Here is a 16,472-nt window from a genome sequence, read left to right on the forward strand (position 1 = left end):
ATGAGCCACGTTCTGAAAATCGAAAATTTGCATGTTGCCGTCGACGGCAAACCGATTCTTCGAGGGGTAAACCTGACGATGAATCATGGCGAAACCCATGCACTGATGGGGCCAAACGGTAGCGGAAAAAGTACGCTCGGTTTGGCCATCATGGGGCATCCCAATTACGAAGTGACCGAAGGTTCGATCACTTTGGACGGAAAAAATGTCCTGGAAATGGAGCCCAACGAACGAGCCCGAGCTGGGTTGTTCTTGGCTTTCCAGCGTCCGATCGCCGTCCCGGGCGTGAAGATGGCCGATTTCCTTCGGCATGCCACGACGAATGTTCGTCGGCCCGATCGTAAGGAAGGCGAAGAACTGATTCCGATGCGGGAATTCCGTAAGGAACTGAAAGACAAAATGCAGCATCTGCGAATGGATGTTGAATTTGCTCGCCGATACGTCAACGACGGTTTTTCCGGTGGCGAAATGAAGCGAGCCGAAATCCTGCAGTTGGCGATGCTGCAGCCCAAGTTTGCGATCCTGGACGAAACGGACAGCGGCTTGGACGCCGACGCGGTTCGTTTGGCAAGTGAATCGATCGCGGAGATCGGTGGTCGCGACAAAATGGGTCTGTTGATCATCACGCATCACGACAAGTTGTTGGAACACAACCCTCCTGAGTACACGCACGTCATGTTGGGTGGACGCATTGTTGAAACCGGAGGCAAGGAATTGGCGGAAGAATTGCATCAGAGTGGGTACGACCGAATTCGTACTTCCCACCCTGAAGCCGATGCTCGTAACCAAGAGATGCTGAGCGAAGAAACCGAAGTCGCCAGCTAATCGTTGCCTGCAAATTATCCATTTAACCACTCAAGACCGCCCCTAATAGGAATCTTTCGACTATGGCTACTGACGTCAGCGAAAAAGATCAGATTGGCGATATCAATAAGTACAATTTCCGGACGGAAACGACCGGTGTGTTCAAAGCCAAGAAGGGTTTGAACAAAGATGTCATCAATCAGATCTCGGATATCAAGAACGAACCCGACTGGATGCGTAAGTTCCGGTTGGATGCACTGGAGGAATTCAACCGCCGTCCAATGCCCAAGTGGGGTGGTGCAATCGATCTGGATTTCCAGGACATCTTCTACTACTTGCGTCCCACAAGTGAGCAGGGACGTACGTGGGACGATGTTCCTGATGAAATCAAAGAAACCTTTGATCGTCTGGGAATTCCCGAAGCCGAGAAGAAGTTCTTGGCCGGTGTGAAAGCTCAGTTCGAGAGCGAGGTCGTTTACGGTTCGTTGCAGGAAGATCTTGCCAAGCAAGGTGTTCTGTTCACCGATACCGACAGTGCCCTTCGCGAACATCCCGATTTGCTTCGCGAGTATTTTGGGACGATCATCCCGACGGGCGATAACAAGTTCTCGGCCCTGAATAGTGCCGTTTGGTCGGGTGGGTCGTTTATTTATGTCCCACCGGGAGTTCACATCGAATTCCCCTTACAGGCTTATTTCCGGATCAATGCGGAAAGCATGGGCCAGTTTGAACGGACGTTGATCATCGTCGACGAAGGTGCCAGCGTGCACTACGTCGAAGGCTGTACCGCTCCGATGTACACGACGGAAAGCCTGCACAGTGCGGTTGTGGAAGTGGTTGTGAAACGGAACGCTCGTTGCCGCTACACCACGATTCAGAACTGGGCAAACAATATTTACAACTTGGTCACCAAGCGGGCACATGCCTACGGGGATGCGACCATGGAATGGGTCGACGGAAACCTTGGTAGCAAGTTGACCATGAAGTACCCAGCGGTTCACATGATGGAACCAGGCGCTCGTGGCGAGATCCTTTCGATCGCGTTCTCCAGTGCAGGGCAGCATCAAGATGCTGGAGCCAAACTGGTTCATTCCGCTCCGCACACCACGGGGCAGATCATCAGTAAGAGTATCAGCAAGAACGGTGGCCGCAGCAGTTATCGCGGACTGGTTCGCGTTGACCCAGGTGCCCACCACAGCAAGAACAGTGTTGTCTGTGACGCATTGATTCTAGACCCCGAAAGCCGTAGCGATACGTATCCTTACATCGAGGTCATGGAACAGGATGTTCAGATTGGACACGAAGCGTCTGTTTCCAGAATCGGTGAAGAGCAGATGTTCTACTTGCTCAGCCGTGGGCTAAGTGAAACCGAAGCGAGCACGATGATCGTTAATGGATTTATCGAGCCTTTGGTCAAAGAACTGCCAATGGAATATGCCGTCGAAATGAACCGCTTGATTCAATTGCAAATGGAAGGGAGCGTCGGCTAACATGAGTGAATCGACCACAGAAACGATGACGACCCAGTTTGATGCCGAAGGTTTTAAAGCCTTTTTAGCGACTCGGGATGAACCCGCTTGGTTGAGTGAAATGCGCCAGCAAGGCTGGGATCATTTTGCGGCAATGGAATGGCCTGCACGCCGAAGTGAAGAGTGGATCCGATCGGACCTGCGTCTGTTCCAGTTGAAGAAATATCACGTTCCATTAAACGATCCTGGCCCTCACGAGAGCAAGGATCAGTTGATGGAAGGAGTTGACCTGGGGGGACAGATCTCGACGGTTGACGGTCACTTGCAGGAAGACGCGCTCTCTGCAGAGCTTGCGTCCAAGGGCGTGATCTTTGGCAGTTTGGAACGCTTGGCAAAAGAGCAACCCGAACTCGTACGCAAGTATTTGTTCAGCGCGTTCGATCCTGATTATGACCGCTTCGCAGCCCTCCACGCTGCCTTTTTCTGCGGCGGACATTTTCTTTACGTGCCAAAAGGTGTGGTGATTGAACAACCGCTCCATATCGGTTCATTGTTGACCGATGGTGGAACGCACGTCGCACACACTTTGTTGGTCCTGGACGAAGGTGCCGAAGCAACCGTGTTGCACGAATCGAACGGAGTCACCGAGACTTCGGGTGGTTTGCATGTCGGAGCGCTGGAAATTATCCAAGAAGCGAATTCGCACCTGCGATACGTTGACCTGCAGGAATGGGGAACAAAAACGTTCCATTTCGACCATAAAAACGCTCGCGTTGGACGGGATGCCTCCCTTCAGTGGACGCTGGCCGCAATGGGGGCAGGGTTCGCCAAAGTCAACCAGACGGTCGAATTGGTCGGAGCGGGTGCCACCAGCCAAGTGAATGGTGTTATGTTCACTCATGGCCGGCAGCACATGGCGTTCCACACCCAACAACATCACAAAGCGCCTAGCTGTCACAGTGATTTTCTGTACAAATCGGCTCAGCAGGATCATAGCCGCACCGTTTGGCGGGGAATGATCAAAGTTGATAAGATTGCACAGAAGACCGATGGTTATCAACGCAACGACAACCTCGTGCTTTCAAACACCTCTCGAGCGGATTCGATCCCTGGATTGGAAATTGAAGCCGATGACGTTCGCTGTACCCACGGCAGTACGACTGCTAAGGTTGATGAGGAACAGATTTTTTACGCCCTCTGTCGCGGGTTTACTCGCAAAGAAGCGGTGCGCATGATTGTCACAGGGTTCTTCCAGCAAATCTTCGATCGCATTACGATCGATAGTGTGCGGGAAGCACTTGGTCGCTCCATTGCACGGCAGGTTCGTGAATACGAATAGGAAATATTGATGTCGCTTTCAGAAGATACCATCCGAGAATCGCTCAAGCAGGTCATCGACCCTGAGCTGTTCGTCAATATCGTTGACCTCGGTCTGATCTACACCGTAGACATTCAGGAGCCCAACGAAGATGGGCAACATGATGTTTTGGTGGAAATGACCATGACCAGTCCAATGTGTCCGGCGGGGCCGCAGCTAGTTGCGGGCGCCAAAGGGGCCGTGGCAGAGGTTGAGGGCGTCAACGAAGTGGAAATCAAGGTCGTCATGGATCCACCTTGGACCCAGGACCGGATGACCGATGACGCTCGCGATCAATTAAACATCTTTTAAAACGGCGCGGCATGATGGCCTCGACCAAAATTTTTGCTGCTGAATTTGTCTGCGGTGGAGGTTTCCGGCAACGAAATGTTGCCGCGATTCCTAAACCACTGCGGGACGAAGGAACGGCGATGCTAAAAGCTCTCTCGGCGGACCTAAGTGCGTTGGGAGAGGTGATTGTTCCGCTCGATTTGCGTGTGGACGTTGAATTGCCTCCAGGCGTCCGGGCGTTTCCAATCGATGCTTCTTTGCCGTTGTGGTCGCAGTGGATTGCCGCTGCACAAGACTGTGATGCCGCGATCATCGTCGCGCCAGAACACAGCGGTGCGCTGGCTCAGGCGGTTGCGATGATGCGTGCCGGAGCGGTCGATCCGGTCATGTCGAGCGGAGATTTTCTCCGAATCGCTAGCGATAAGTGGGAAACGGCTCGAGCATTTGCGTCGCAGTTGGTCCCGCATCCGCCCACTTTTTCCATCGCCACGATCGATTCGATCGATCCCAACCTGGCCAATCAGTGGATTATGAAACCGCGCGATGGCGTCGGTTCCGAACGGTTTGTGATTACCGATGATCTGGAGGCTGCTAAGGCTCAATTGCAGGCCGACAGTGTCTTGCAGCCCTATATTAGTGGTCTGCCCGCTTCGATTAGTTTGATTGTCAGCGGCACTCAAATGCACCTATTGCCAGCCGTTTCCCAGGTTATTGATCCGCATACCGGTGAGTATTTGGGTGGAAGTGGGCCTCTTGATCAAGACCTGCAACGCAGGGCGACCGCGCTCGCGACCCGAGCGATCGAAGCGATGCCCCCAATGGCCAAAGGCTTTATCGGAATCGATTTGATCCTAGGCGAAGACGCTCGCGATGACTGTGTGGTGGAAATCAATCCGCGGCTGACGACCTCGTATGTCGGGCTCCGTCATATGGTCGAAGGGAATCTTGCGGAGTGGATTTTAGGCCAGGGCACTGGACCGATACGCTGCAAAGTTTCTGCCGGCGAGGTCCGCTGGACTCCGGACGGGCAGGTTTGGCATGGGTCTGAGTCGCTTGAGGTTTGTTAGTCCTGGACAATTTAGCTTTTGATGATCCGGGATACTGCATTGGGATCGATATCGGCGGAGCCAATCTGAAGCTGGCCGATACCGCGGGAAACGCCAACGAACAGGCTTTCCCACTGTGGAAAAAACCGTCCGAATTGGCCGACGCGATCGCTCAATTGTTGGCTCCGTTTCCAGTGGATTCCACGCTTGCGGTGACCATGACCGGCGAGCTGGCTGATTGCTACCTGGACGCTGCCATCGGTGTCCAGTCGATCGCAAGTGCGACCATGCAGGCTGCGAATGGGCTGGGCGTCCAGGAACCGTCTGCTGGGCGTGTCGCCGCCGCGGTTGCCAGAAAGGTTTTGTTTTACGGGGTGGACGGAAAGTTTGCCGGTCTGGATCAGGTCGTTTCGACCCCCGATCGATTTGCGGCTTCGAATTGGCACGCGTTGGCGTTGTTTCTTGCCCAGTCCGTCACCGAGTCGACTTTGCTGGTCGACGTAGGTTCGACAACGTGCGATCTCATTCCCTTGCTTCCCGGCGAGGTTGGTACGCGATCTCAAAGCGATTTTGACCGTTTGTTGGCAGCGGAGCTTGTCTATTTGGGGATTGGACGCACTCCAGTCTGTTCCCTTGTGGATCATTTTCCGGTTCGCGGAAAGCGAGTCGCGGTAATGAATGAATTCTTCGCCAGTACCGATGATTGTGCCATTCTGTTGGACTGGGTCGATGAATCGCCAGAAGACTGTGACACCGCGGACGGTAGGGGGCGAACGAAGGAACATGCGCGGGGACGGATGGCGAAAATGGTCGGGCTGGATCGCCGTTTCTTCAGCCTTGAAGAAGCGGCCGAGTGCAGCCGTTACGTGTTTCAGCAGGTGCGGAAGCGACTGGATGCGGCGATCGAACAATCGCCGCCGCACACCGCAAGGATCTATAGCGGGCATGGTCAGCAACTGGTGTCGGAGCCCCTTCTAGGATCCTGTTCGGATGACCGTTGGGACGCGATCCCCTTTCGCGATCTGAGGGACGACTGGGGGGCCGCGTTAAGCCGGGTCGCACCTGCCTATGCGGTCGCTTGTCTGGCTGGAAACCAAAAGTAAAAGCAGCCGCTGCGCCTGCAAGGTGTTCGGCAGTGATGGCGGCGAAGTGGCTTTCGGTCAGGCAGCCTTGTGGGAGGCATTGCTTCGGTAAGCAAGCGGAATGGGGGCGTGAGGGCCTTCGGATTGGATCTGGTCGTGGTCCCCTTCGTTTTTCTGCTGAACCGTTTGGTCAGCCGGTCCGTAGCAACCAGTCTATGATCGCAGCCATGTTGAGCGATCTGGAGGTGCCGATATATTGGTCCTCTACCGTACGGATCCTTCCTCCCCCTTCCCGCTAGTTCAAACGAAACTCCATGAGCGAAACGAAAACGCCAGCAAAGCCGATGATCGAGGCCGATCAGCTGAGCAAGTTTTACGGGCCGTTCGCCGCCAGCCGTAACGTGTCATTTACGGTCCGTGAAGGCGAATTGGTCGCTTTCCTCGGTCCCAACGGGGCTGGTAAGAGCACCACGATGAAGATGCTGACGGGCTATATTGCCCCCAGCGAAGGAGAAGCACGGATCGCGGGGCACAACATGTTGAGCGACCGTATCGAAGGGAGCAAACGGCTGGGGTACCTGCCCGAAAATGGGCCGCTCTACCCTGAGATGTCACCCTATAGCATGCTTAGCTTTTTTGCCGATGCCCGCGGGTTGTCCCCAGCGTATCGCAAGGAACGGATCGAAGCGGTTGTCGAAATCTGTGACCTTTCGACCGTGATGTACAAAGCGACCAGCAAGCTGTCGAAGGGATTTAAGCAGCGTGTCGGTATGGCTCAGGCCCTGCTGCACGAGCCCGACGTATTGATTCTGGACGAACCGACCGCCGGCTTGGATCCCAATCAGATCCGTGAAGTGCGGCGAACGATGCGGCGTTTAAGTGAAACCAAGACGATCCTGCTGAGCACTCATATTCTGCAAGAGGTCGAGGCGATGGCCGACCGCGTTGTGATGATCAACGAGGGCCGCGTTGTGTTTGATGGCGATGTCGCAGGTTTACGTGAATGCGGAACCGACCTCGATGATGCTTTCCACAACTTGACCAATCCGGACGCGGCTCCCGCATCCTAACGCTTGGCCACTGTTCACCCCCACTTCGAATTTCGCTTCAAAAAATAGAAACATGTCTACGACTCTCGGATCCGTCCTGCTCGTTTTGGTCAACCTGTTGTTGATCGACCTGCTGTTTGTCGCCTTCTTGGCGGTGGTGGTTGCCATCCTGGCGAAATCCAAGCAAGCTGCTTTTGCGGTGATGCGGCGTAATTTTGTCGGCTATTTCAGTAATCCGACCGGCTATGTCTTCCTTTGCATCTTTGTCTTCTTGACATCGTTAGCCGCATTTTGGCCCTATGAATTTTTCAATCAAAACCTGGCGACGCTGGATCAACTGAATGGTTGGTTCCCGTTGATCATGTTGGTTTTTATCCCTGCCATTACGATGAGTATTTGGGCGGAGGAAAAACGTCAGGGGACCGATGAATTGCTGCTGACCTTGCCCGCGGACGATTTCGATATCGTGATCGGCAAGTACATGTCGGCCGCCGCCATTTTCACCGCATCCCTGTTGTTTTCGCAGCTTGCGACCTTCTTGACTTTGGCGATTTTGACTCAGGGGCAAGTCGACACCGGGCTGATCTTTACGACTTATCTTGGATATTGGTTTGTCGGTTTGGTGATGTTGGCGATCGGTATGATCGCATCTTTCCTGACTGGAAACCTAACGGTCGGTTTCATCCTGGGGGCACTCTTTAATGCTCCACTTGCCTTTGCATCGCTGTCCGGTTCTTTGCTTCCTCCCGGCCGTCTTGCCGGATTGTTGGAGGCTTCGGGAATTTCGGCCGCGTTTGATGACTTTGGACGTGGAGTGATCAGTACTTCGTCAGTGATTTATTTCCTGATGGTGGCGAGTGTCGCCCTGTATGTCTGCATGGTTCTGATCGGACGTCGTCACTGGACCGGAGGCAAAGACGGCAACACGATGGCATGGCACTACATCGCTCGTGTGCTGGCCTTGGTGGTCGTCACCGGCGGAGCCGTGCTGGTGTTCCGCAGTTGGGATGTGGTTCGAGTGGACGCGACCGAAGGAAAGGTCAGTTCGCTGTCGGCCGCTACCAAAAAGATGATTCGCAATCTTGATCCCGATCGCCCGGTAGTGATCGATGCGTTCATCAGCGACGAAGTTCCTGAACAGTACGCCCGCACGCGATACCAACTGGTCAACCTGCTGAAAGAGTTTCGCAGTGAAGCTTCCAAGGCGGGACGCGAAATTGTTGTCAACCTGCACGACAATATCGAATTGTTCAGCGATGAAGCTCAGCTGGCTGATGATCGTTTCGGCATCGTTCCTGTACAGCGAACGGTGCGAGAAAAAGGAGCCGTTCAGCAGAAGCAGCTGATCCTCGGTGCCGCGCTGCGAAGTGGCTTGAACAAGGTGACCATTCCGATCATGGAATATGGTATCCCGGTTGAATACGAGTTGGTTCGTTCGATCGAAACGGTTTCTCGAGCCGAAAAGAAGAAACTGGGGATCGTGTCGACCGATGCTCGCCTGATGGGCGGAAGCGTGATGGCGGGCATGGGAATGCAACAGGTTCCTCAGCATCCGCTTGTCGATGAACTTGCCAAGCAGTACGACGTGGAACAGGTATCGTTGGATGCTCCACTGGAAAAAGGGCAATACGATGTGTTGCTTGCCGTCCAGCCTTCCTCGCTTTCGCCAGACCAATTCAATCGTCTTCTTGAAGCGATCAAGGTTGGTATCCCGACGGCGGTCTTTGAAGATCCGTTCCCAGCCGCTCGAAGTTACATCACCGCGACGGGGCAACCTAAGCAAAGCCCCGGCGGGTTCATGGGGGGCGGCGGTCCCGTTCCTAAAGGTGAGATTCGCCAGTTGTGGGATTTGCTGGAATTAGATGTTCCTACGCGTCCGGGGATGAGTGCTCCTGGCACGCCTCCAATGATGAACCCCGATTTGGTTTGGCAGCGATACAATCCCTATCCAAATATGCCGATGCCGATGAACGATCTGTTTGTCTTTATCGATGATCAGGCTCCCGGTAGCGAAGATTCGCTTAGCCATGATAGCCCCATCACTCGCAATCTCCATGAAATCTTGATCATGTTTGCGGGATCGGTTTCGCCAAAAGAGAATGCGACGCTGAAGCACACTCCGCTGCTGAAAACCGGAAGCCTGGCGGGCACGATTGGGTTAAGCGATGTTCAGGAAACGATGGCCCAGCCTGATGAACTGATAAAACGTCAAGGCATTGGCGGGGAGCGTTCGATCGTTGCCGTCGCTGTCGAAGGAAGTGCAAGCGGAGCCAGCGAAGAGGGGGCCGCCGAAGAAACCGAAGAGGAAGCGAGTAAGTCGGAAGAGGGCGGAGAGGCAAAAGACAATGAGAATATCAAAGTGGTTTACGTCACCGACACCGACTTGATGATCCCCGATTTCTTGATGCTTCGTGCCGATCCAAATCAATCGGACGACGTTCGTTTTCAAATGGAGAACGTTTCGTTCTTGTTGAACGTGGTCGATTGGCTGGCGGGCGAAATGGATTTCATTGAAGTTCGTAGCCACAAACCTTTCGTCAGCTCTTTGGCCATGGTCGAAGAAGTGAAAATGGAAGCGGCTAAAGATGAACGAGCCGAAGTGGAGGCGTTCCAAAGTGAATACGATGAAATCGAGCGGGTGGCCGAGGAGACTCGAATCACCAAAGCGAAGCAATATCAGGACGAAATCAATAAGCTTCAGCGGGACGGAAAAAACCAGGCGAAGGCTCAAAAGATCCTCCAAGAGTTTCGCAACTGGGAAGCCATTGAAGAGCGACGCAAGCAGGTCGCTCAGCGTACGCAGGAACGCGAAATGGCAAAAACCCGAAAACAGATTCGCCGCCGGGCTGACACCCGTGTTGAGAATATTCAAAACATCGTCAAAGCGACTGCAGTCACCCTTCCCTGTCTGCCTCCGCTGATCGTGGGGATCATTGTCTTCTCCTCACGTCGGTTGCGTGAACGGGAAAACGTAGCGAAGAGCCGACTGCGGTAATGTTTGGTTGCTGTCAGCCAAACGTTGATTCTTGATTTCATTGAAAATAACCACTACTACATCATTAATCTCTGAGGAGATTCATAACGTGAACGAAGAGGCAAAAACGGGCATCTTCTGGGCTGTCGCCATTGTGGTCGCTGCCGTCGCAACTTTTGTCGCATGGCCAACCACCATCGAAAGTGAAGAAAGTGCGCAGGTAGGTAAGCCCCTGTTTGAAAAGTTCACCGATCCGCTGGCAGCCGCCAGTCTAAAGATCGTTACTTTCGACGCGGATCAGAGTTCACTAAGTGATTTTGAAGTTGCTAAAGGGGCCGACGGTGTTTGGCGGATCCCGACGCATGGCAGTTACGCTGCCGATGCGGAACAGCAAATGCAGAAGGCCGCGACGGTCTTTCTGGATAAAAAAATCCTTGATGTCAGTACGACGAACCGCGAAGAACATGCTGGATTTGGAGTCATTGACCCATCCTCCAGCGATGTTGAAGTCGGGACCGTTGGCGTGGGACGGTTGGTCACCATGAAAGATGATAAGGGGACCACGCTCGTCTCCCTGATCGTCGGCAACGAAGTGGAGAATCAACCAGGGCAACGATACGTTCGCCGCCCCGGACAAGATATTGTCTATGCGGTTGAACTGAACGATGAAGCCTTGGCAACGAAGTTTACCGACTGGATCGATGCGGACTTGTTGCAGTTGGCGGCGTTTGATGTTGCCGAAGTCACGCTGGATAATTACTCCGCAGCGTTGGATATGCTGCAAGGTTCTGTCCGGATGAATCGTGATTTCCTGGCTGAACTGAGTGTCGATGGCAGCGACTGGAAGCTTGATCGTTTGGATGTCTTCAAAGGTGGGACAAGCGTTCCCCGGCCTTTGAAGGAAAATGAACAGCTGAATGTCACCAAACTGAACGAATTGAAGCAGGCACTGGACGAACTGAAAATTGCGGATGTTGGACGCAAGCCCGAAGGAGTCAGTGCAAATTTGAAGGCGTCCAAGATCGCCGCCGATGATCAGGAAACGGTCGCGTCGCTTCTCGCTCGTGGATTCATTCCATTGCTTCAGCAGGATGGCAAGGAAACCGAAGTGATTGCCGCTAACGGTGAAATGACCGTAAGCATGAAGGATGGAGTGCGATATATCTTGCGATTCGGAAACGTCGCTGGACTGTCTGAAAACGAGCAAGATCCTGCACAGCCAGCTGAAGCTGCAGGAAATGAACCAGGCATGATGGGGTCGAATCGCTATCTGTTGGTGACAACCGATGTCGACGAATCGATGATCCCTGTTCCGCCATTGCAGTCCATTCCACAAACGATTGAAGAACTGGATGGACCCGCAGAAGAACCGAAGAAAGACGATCCTGCTGAAGCTGGCGATATGAAAGAAGAACCAAAGGCTCCTGCCGAAGAAAAACCGGCTGAAGAGCCTGAAATGAAAGACGAAAAGCCAGCCGACGAAAAACCGGCCGATGAGAAACCAGCTGACGAAAAGCCAGCTGACGAAAAACCAGCTGACGAAAAATCTGCTGACGAAAAATCTGCTGACGAAAAATCTACTGACGAAAAGCCTGCTGACGAAAAGCCTGCTGACGAAAAGCCTGCTGATGAAAAGCCTGCTGAGAGTGGAGAGACGACTCAGGAAGGAAGTGGAGATGGCTCGGCAACGGGACAAGGTATGCAGGCCGACGATAAGGCCGCTGATGAACCTGTAGCCGATTCAGCCAAAGAAGAAGAAGCGGACGCTCCAGCTGCGGATGCTGACAAGAAAGCAGCGGACGCTCCGGAAAAGGTCGAAGAGACCGCGCAGGAAAAACAAGAACGTCTTGAAGCGGCTCAGGAGCAGATCACAAAGCTCAATCAGCGGTTGATGGATGAACGCAATGAAAAACTGGAAGCGGCTCGGAAGCGGAGCACGGAATTGAATGCTCGATTCGCGGATTGGTATTATGAAATCTCTGAATCGACCTTCAGCAAGCTTCAGCTTGGATTAGACGTTCTGATCGAACCCAAGACCGATCCCAATGGGGCTCCTGCGAACGATCCTGCTGCAAATTTGCCGCAATTCCAATTTCCAGGCGTCAACTGATTTGTGATCGCTGCTTGTCGCATGGGAAACGTCATTGATTGGTGGCGTTTCCCGGTTGTATCTGTTCTTAACGTCGGCAGGGGATGGAAGCATTTTCGCCGCGTGACCCTACGCCCTTCGGAACACGCACGTTCTAGAGCGTGCTAATTTCCCAGGTCTCGGCAAGTAATTCTACCGAGCGGTCGACTTGGTCTTGGCTTGTGTTCCAGCCCAAGCTGATGCGTAGGGCTCGTGAAATTTCGTTTGGCTTCAGTCCAATCGCTCTGAGGCTGCGGGTCATCTGATCCGGCGGGCTTGCTGATCGAGCGGCAGCCATGATCAGGCGGTCTGCCATTTTCTGAACACGTCTAGCATCCGTCGGTAGCAATAGCGTCAGAGTGTTGGGAAGCCGTGCGGAATCTTCGCAGACGATTTGCAGTTCGGGATCGACCGTTTCACGCAGACGCGATAAGAAACGCTGACTCAGTTCTTCTAGCCGGTCGGCCGCTTGGTCTGCGCATCGGCTTGCCAATAGTGAAGCCGCTCCAAGGCCGATGATGCCCGGGATGTTTTCCGCTCCTGGTCGCAATCCCATTTCCCTGGGCTCGCCAAATCGAAATGGTTTGAGCGATAGGCCGCGGCGGACGAAGAGGGCTCCTGTCCCTTTGGGCCCATAAAACTTGTGCCCGCTAACCGACATGGTGTCGGCCCCAAGCGAACTGACATCGACCGGCATTTTCCCGAACATCTGAGTCGCGTCGCAGTGCAGGCGAACGTCGTGTTTATGGCAAACTTCCGCGATGTCACGGATCGGTTGGAGGGTTCCTAGGATCGGGTTCGCGGCCTGGACGCAAACCAATTCGGTGTCGGGCTGCAGTCGCGATTCGACCGCGTCGACTGAAATAACTCCGTTGGGATCGCAAGGGATTTGATCGACTTTCCACCCGGATTCCATAAGCGACTCGGCAGCCAATAGAACGGATTCATGTTCCAGGATGCTGACCAGGATATGTCCCGGCGCCTTCGCATCGCCCATGCCTAGAATCGCCAGGTTGTTTGCTTCGGTTCCACCGTCGGTGAACACGATTTCAAACGAATCGCAGCCGACCAGTTCGGCCACCTGTTCGCGCGCCCGTTCGATCCCCTCTCCGATGGCGCGACCTTGCTGGTGTTCTTGGCTGGGCAATAAAAAATGCTCACACCAAAATGGGTGCATGGCTTCGAGGACCGAAGGGGCCAGCGGAGTCGTGGTGTTGTAGTCGAGATAAATCGGCGGCACGGTTGTCGCTCATGGTGGTGATGGGACGCTACGGAGGGCGTAATCTGGCTGTGAGTCTGGTTTTCCAGGCTAATCAGGGCCTAGTTGTTGGGTAGGAGCGGCCTAATAAAACGTTCGTTTTTGTTAATTTATGGGCTGATCGGCACCAACTTAGGCCCATTCTATGGACTTTGCAGCGCGACTATGGGAGACTAGAGCAGCCCGAGCGGCAATTGTCGCTACCTTGTCTTTTATTCTTTTTCCGGGAGCGGAACCATGCGCAAGCGTCTACAGGCCGGTTTTACGCTGGTTGAACTGTTGGTTGTCATCGCGATTATTGGCATCCTGATGGGGCTTGCTTTGCCCGCCATCGGACATGTTCGCGAACTAGCACGTCAAACCGAGTGCCAAAATAATATTCGCGGGATGACGCAGGGAGTCATCGGATTCGCGACCAGTAAAGACCAACTACCTAAGTATCTGAAAAGTTTTGGAACCTGGACCGCTGGTACCGGGGACCCCGCTGACCCGGGCAACAGCATTGCGACTACCCATGTGAAATTGGGCGGGTGGCAAGTTGCGATCCTGCCGTATGTAGACAACCAACCTGTCTACGACATCTGGAATGAAGACCGTTATCCTGTTCTTTCTGCCGGTTCTGTCGAAACCGCACCGGATGGATACAGCCGCAACGCCGCGATGGTGCTGCCTCTGTTCGCTTGTCCAAGCAACACGTTGATGATCGGCCAAGCCGGGCAGAACTCGTACATCGGGAACACCGGAATGTACCCACCCTCCGGTGGATCGGTGACCTTCGCTGCTAGCCAGTCCAAAGCAAACACGCTTTTCAACAACGGATATGACGGGGATGTCGTTGGACCAACGGTCCGTATGGATGACGTCTCCGATGGGCTATCGAACACTCTAGCCATTTCTGAAAATGTGCAGGCTCGACCTTGGCATCACGTTGGTTTTGACACCGCTGGTTTGACCACTCCAGGCTACCCTGCGGCCTCACGTTTCGTCCAAGGAATGGTTTGGCATTACTATGATCCGCAAACTGCCGGTGGTGCTCCGGTGGTTCCTGCTCCAGAATATATGATCAATGGCGGAGACTTTGAAAACGTCACCATGACGGCTGCGAACGCACCAATCTTGGCTCGTCCTTCTTCGGCACATGGCGATATTGTCTTTGGCGGCTTTTTGGATGGGTCGACTCGATCGATTTCGCAAGATATCGATTATCGAGTCTATCAAGCGATCCTGACTCCAAAAGGTAAATCGAGCAACGTGCCGTTTAACGAGTTCATCTTGCCATCGGACGCGCTGTAAGAAACGGTGAAGAGAACCAATTAGCGGAACCGCACACGTCGGTCCCGCTAATAGGCTTTGTCCTCTAGTGTCGTCTTTCGCTCGGAACGTGAAACTTGTAGGTGACGATTTCACCCTGCCCATCCGAGTCTGAGTGCCGTGCTTTTAGCCCAGAAGGCGGCAGGTACTTTCCGGTGGTGTGAACCATCGGAAACCAATCGTGCGTGCGAATGAAAGCCCAGCGGGCGACAGACAGGGATGGTTCTGTCGCCCGCTGGGTTTTCCTTTTCGCGGTTCCCACCTGTAAGCCCGGAGGGCGGCAGATACTTGCCGGTGGTGTAAACCACCGGTTCGATGCGAAGTGAACCTTTAGCCCGGAGGGCGGCAGAATCTGTAGAGCGGTGCGCCGGTGGCAGATGTTCTGTCGCCCTCCGGGCTGAGGATACTCCAGCAGGGTATCCGGCGGCTGACGCCGCCGGCAAGTATCTGCCGCCCTCCGGGCTACGTGTTCACTCGGCCAATGTAGACTTGTCAACGACTGCACCTTCGTCATTTATAGATTTCAGCCCTGCCCATCCGAGTCTGAGTGCGGTGCTTTTAGCCCGGAGGGCGGCAGATACTTGCCGGTGGTGTAAACCACCGGTTCGATGCGAAGTGAACCTTTAGCCCGGAGGGCGGCAGAATCTGTAGAGCGGTGCGCCGGAGGCAGATGTTCTGTCGCCCTCCGGGCTGAGAATACTCCAGCAGGATATCCGGCGTCTTCTAAACATGCGAATCAAGCATCCCCTTGTTTCCACTCACTGGTGTCGGGTTGCTTGCCCGATCGGTTGACTTCTATGACCGCTTGGTAGAGCTGAATCGGCAGCAATAGGGCTCCGAACAGGACCAACCCTGTTAGGCCTACCGTCGCCAATTGAATCGGCAGGATGGTTCCTAGCCAGCCGAAACTGGCTATGGTCAAGAGGATCCCAAAGGTGGCGAGAAGAGTCTTGAATTCGGTGGGGCCGAAGGATGCTAGGACAAATTGATCGGTCAGTTTTGCGCGAATGTTTGTCAGCACGGCCATGGCCATCAGGATCGTGACCGCCGCCAGGCCCCATTCCAATTGTCCGCAAGCGACCGCCAATCCGATCAGCCAGTAGCTGAAGGAAAGTGGGTCGGTGAAGTGATCTAGCAGTTCTCCGCCGTTGCGGCATTGTCCGGTGGCGCGTGCATGTTTGCCGTCGACGCAGTCGGCAACGTGGTTTCCGACAATGCCTGCCGCGGCTAGCAGCCCGCCCCAAGCGAACTGCGTTGATAAACCAAGGCCGATGGCACCGGCGATCGCTGATAGGTGGCCGCAGGCGACGATTCCCTCTGGCGGAAACCAACGTGGAATAGGCATCCACTGATAAAGAGAGCTCAAACGTGGACCAATGTGTGGGTCCAGCAGGCTATGAGAGATTCTTGCGGACATGGTCGGGTTTCCGTGGACGGGAAGGTTGGTGCTTACCTTCCTCAGAGCCCATTCCCGACCAATGTTTCGCGAGGCGCATAAAAAACCGGCCGTGCGTTTAGTGAGCCTAACGCACGGCCGGGAGTTTTGTATTCCATCACCTTCTATTGGGCCCGATCCTTCGGTCCCATGCATCCATGCCATCGAATCCAGCGATCCTTCGCCAGACGGTTCAGCTCCCAAATTTGCTTCCTGCAATCAAGCGGCAGAGTCCGTTACCGTTTGGGAGATTGCGTTTACGCGGGAT

General features: G+C 54.1%; 12 protein-coding genes. 10 read left to right on the forward strand and 2 right to left on the reverse strand.

Translation table 11 applies throughout. The features are described from left to right. The 9 genes from sufC to FF011L_RS27320 all read left to right on the forward strand — a co-directional run bounded on the left by sufC (position 1) and on the right by FF011L_RS27320 (position 12,182). Entirely contained in the window at positions 1–825 is an 825-nt protein-coding gene (gene sufC / locus FF011L_RS08425; protein WP_145351188.1) for a Fe-S cluster assembly ATPase SufC, read from the forward strand. 62 nt (positions 826–887) lie between these two features. Beyond that, on the forward strand, positions 888–2,294 hold the full coding sequence (gene sufB / locus FF011L_RS08430; protein WP_145351189.1) for a Fe-S cluster assembly protein SufB: 1,407 nt from the start codon (positions 888–890) through the stop codon (positions 2,292–2,294). A gap of 1 nt (position 2,295) precedes the next feature. Further along, complete coding sequence (gene sufD, locus FF011L_RS08435) at positions 2,296–3,612, forward strand: Fe-S cluster assembly protein SufD (protein WP_145351190.1); 1,317 nt, start codon at positions 2,296–2,298, stop codon at positions 3,610–3,612. A 9-nt stretch (positions 3,613–3,621) separates the two neighbouring features. Continuing rightward, the gene (locus tag FF011L_RS08440) at positions 3,622–3,942 is read left to right on the forward strand and encodes a metal-sulfur cluster assembly factor (RefSeq protein WP_145351191.1); all 321 of its coding nucleotides are present in this window, start codon (positions 3,622–3,624) and stop codon (positions 3,940–3,942) included. 11 nt (positions 3,943–3,953) lie between these two features. Beyond that, complete coding sequence (locus FF011L_RS08445; protein WP_145351192.1) at positions 3,954–4,988, forward strand: ATP-grasp domain-containing protein; 1,035 nt, start codon at positions 3,954–3,956, stop codon at positions 4,986–4,988. Further along, positions 4,982–6,070 (forward strand): hydantoinase/oxoprolinase family protein, encoded by a 1,089-nt coding sequence (locus FF011L_RS08450; RefSeq protein WP_145351193.1) that lies wholly within the window; start codon positions 4,982–4,984, stop codon positions 6,068–6,070. The genes FF011L_RS08445 and FF011L_RS08450 overlap by 7 nt, the downstream gene beginning before the upstream one ends. 293 nt (positions 6,071–6,363) lie before the next feature. Beyond that, complete coding sequence (locus tag FF011L_RS08455) at positions 6,364–7,119, forward strand: ABC transporter ATP-binding protein (RefSeq protein ID WP_145351194.1); 756 nt, start codon at positions 6,364–6,366, stop codon at positions 7,117–7,119. Positions 7,120–7,171: 52 nt separating this feature from the next. After that, a complete protein-coding gene (locus tag FF011L_RS08460) occupies positions 7,172–10,093 on the forward strand; it encodes a Gldg family protein (protein ID WP_145351195.1) in 2,922 nt (973 codons plus the stop codon). An 88-nt stretch (positions 10,094–10,181) separates the two neighbouring features. Continuing rightward, positions 10,182–12,182, forward strand: coding sequence for a DUF4340 domain-containing protein (locus FF011L_RS27320; protein WP_218933086.1), 2,001 nt, complete (start codon positions 10,182–10,184; stop codon positions 12,180–12,182). A gap of 133 nt (positions 12,183–12,315) precedes the next feature. Here FF011L_RS27320 and FF011L_RS08470 read toward each other — a convergent pair whose 3' ends face one another. Continuing rightward, positions 12,316–13,440 (reverse strand): cysteine desulfurase family protein, encoded by a 1,125-nt coding sequence (locus FF011L_RS08470; protein WP_145351197.1) that lies wholly within the window; start codon positions 13,438–13,440, stop codon positions 12,316–12,318. A gap of 255 nt (positions 13,441–13,695) precedes the next feature. Between FF011L_RS08470 and FF011L_RS08475 the strand changes: the two genes are divergently transcribed. Beyond that, positions 13,696–14,751, forward strand: coding sequence for a DUF1559 family PulG-like putative transporter (locus FF011L_RS08475; RefSeq protein WP_145351198.1), 1,056 nt, complete (start codon positions 13,696–13,698; stop codon positions 14,749–14,751). Positions 14,752–15,505: 754 nt separating this feature from the next. Here the strand turns inward: FF011L_RS08475 and FF011L_RS08480 are convergent. Further along, the gene (locus FF011L_RS08480) at positions 15,506–16,186 is read right to left on the reverse strand and encodes a CDP-alcohol phosphatidyltransferase family protein (protein ID WP_218933087.1); all 681 of its coding nucleotides are present in this window, start codon (positions 16,184–16,186) and stop codon (positions 15,506–15,508) included. Between the last annotated feature and the right edge of the window lie 286 nt (positions 16,187–16,472).

It is taken from the genome of Roseimaritima multifibrata (assembly GCF_007741495.1).
GTDB classification, from domain to species: Bacteria; Planctomycetota; Planctomycetia; order Pirellulales; family Pirellulaceae; genus Roseimaritima; species Roseimaritima multifibrata.